This window comes from Staphylococcus simulans, from assembly GCF_002902285.1.
Lineage (GTDB): Bacteria > Bacillota > Bacilli > Staphylococcales > Staphylococcaceae > Staphylococcus > Staphylococcus simulans.
In genome coordinates, this window is sequence record NZ_PPRU01000075.1 from 1 (window position 1) to 2,318 (window position 2,318).

General features: G+C 24.4%; 2 protein-coding genes and 1 pseudogene. 2 read left to right on the forward strand and 1 reads right to left on the reverse strand.

Going from position 1 to position 2,318, the window contains the following annotated elements:
* Both CD112_RS13055 and CD112_RS13060 read left to right on the forward strand, forming a co-directional pair.
* Positions 1-260: DUF6262 family protein (locus CD112_RS13055; protein WP_103364451.1), on the forward strand; the 260-nt coding region annotated here is incomplete at its 5' end.
* Between the two features lie 4 nt (positions 261-264).
* Positions 265-1,635 (forward strand): annotated as a pseudogene (locus CD112_RS13060) (hypothetical protein).
* Positions 1,636-1,677: 42 nt separating this feature from the next.
* On the opposite strand, the gene CD112_RS13065 reads toward CD112_RS13060, so the two are convergent.
* Positions 1,678-2,088, reverse strand: coding sequence for a YolD-like family protein (locus tag CD112_RS13065; protein ID WP_000612779.1), 411 nt, complete (start codon positions 2,086-2,088; stop codon positions 1,678-1,680).
* Positions 2,089-2,318 lie beyond the last annotated feature (230 nt).

Here is a 2,318-nt window from a genome sequence, read left to right on the forward strand (position 1 = left end):
ATAAAGAAATTAACTTTAACATCGTTTCTAAACATTCAAAAGTTTCGAAAGCTACATTATATAAAAATAATAAAATTCGAAATAAAATAGAGAAGTTACGTGAACAAAACAGAGAAATATTTGTTCATAAAAATAAAAATGACGGTAAAGATGCGTTAATCTCCTCTTTAAAAAGAAAAGTAAATTCTTTAGAAAAAGAGAAAAAAATGTTGAAAGAAGAAATTAGCGTTTTATATTCTAGGCTATATGAGGATATTTAAAATAATGGACAATAAAATTGAAAAGATTCTAGAAGATATTAATAAATTACAAGGCTATAAAGTAACATATCAATATGCTACTGCTATAAATATAAAAGATAATAACATGAACCCTTGGTTTGAAAAAATTGAGGAAATTCTATTGAATGTAAAAGGAGTTATACGCATTTTATCTCCTGACAACCCCCCGGTAAATTATGATTATTGGATTTTACCTGGAAGATATAAAAGACATACAAAAGAATATCACGAAAAACTAGAAAAATTTTTAGAAAAATTTGCTACTAATGCAAATATTAATGATGGATTGTTTGATCAAAATAATATACATGGATACAAATATAAAAAATATATATTCACTCCACATATTGAAATTACTCATGAGAACACTTTGAATTTATTTTTTTAACCTTAACTATATTTAACAATGGTACATTTGTTATAGAAATCATTGAAGACTTAGAGAGTATAAACTTTGGAAGCGACTTGTATAGTACTTTCTCATGTGTAAAAGATAAGATATATCCTCTAATTAATCAAGAAAAAAAATAATAGACAAAGACAGTATCAATTGTATGGTAATAGACATTGTAAAAATATTAGAGATGTTTCTAGACAAATTAATAGAATTATAAAAATTAATAGTAAGGATATTTTTGAATATAAAGTATCTAAAAATATGGGTTTTGAAGTTTATTATTTAGCTAATGAAAATGAATTTACTGATGATCCTTTCTATGAGGACGTGAAGATTCAAGAGTGGTTAGTAAATGCGCCTATTTTTTCATTTGAAGGAAAAAGTAAACATTTTAGGCAAGATGGTTATAGCGATAATTATATAAACTTCTTGAATAAAGCATCTGTTTTTGTAGTTTGGATGGATGAGCAAGAAGGAGATGTTTTAGAAAAATGTTCTCAAATGGCACTTTATTTCAATAGTTCTGCTAATTTCTTTTTCTTAGAAACTATGTTAAATGAATTACAATTGTATGGGTATCAACAATATAATTTAAATGGAAAAAAAGAAGCCCTATATTTTAGACAATGGATACTAAATTTCAAGAGATCTATTGCAATTATTTATAGAACAGAGCTTTTACCTAGTTTATATTTATATTTGTATCTAAAGAATAATAATGATTTTAAATCTCCACAATATATTGAAGAATTAAACAAAGAAGAATTATCACTAATTGAATTGGAGCAGTCATATAAGGAAGAAGAAAGAAGCGAAAAATTAAATAAACTTTTGTTAATAATAAGTCTTTTATCAATTTTCCAAGTAGTAGAAATTTTTTTCAGTGATAAAAATAATATATTTAATATCAGTATGATACTTATAATGATTTTGCTAGAAGTATTTCGAAAAAGGTAATTATAAGAACACTATTTAAACTTTTTAAAAGTTTAAATAGTGTTAAGTGATACTACAAACGTTAGCATTATTTAAATTATATATATTATTGTTAGTATCAGAAAAGGAAAATGTATTACTAATTTCATCCTTTTTTAAAATTTTTCCTGTATATTTTGAAATGTTACCGTCTTCCCAATATGAGATTGTACATAACTCATCATTTTGAATTTTTATTTGAAAAATCTGATCTAAATTATCTAATGAATCATGTGTTAGCAATGGTTTTTCTATTTTATTTTGATCCTTTATAATTTGTTCTAAAATTTCAAACTGTTGCGGGAGAGTCGCAAAAGCTTGCCATTTGATTTTTCCACGCCCTTGAGGGATTTTAGGGTTTAAATATTTTCTTGGTATTTTTCTATAATCAGTTTCATATTTATATTCATCTGGCGCATTAGGATTTGGAATCATGTTTACCACCTCATCATCATTGTAGAACGTATGTTCTTTTTTGGCAAGGATTATATAATTTTTTAATGTGATTAATTAATTAATTTAAAATAAGTTATTTTCTATATGGAAAAGTTGAGTAAGATTATCGAGCATTTATAATTATAGTAACTGGAATTATGATGTTTGGTATGTTAATAATATTTTCTCTTTTAAAAAATGTGAACATAAAAAAATAGAACATATATAAT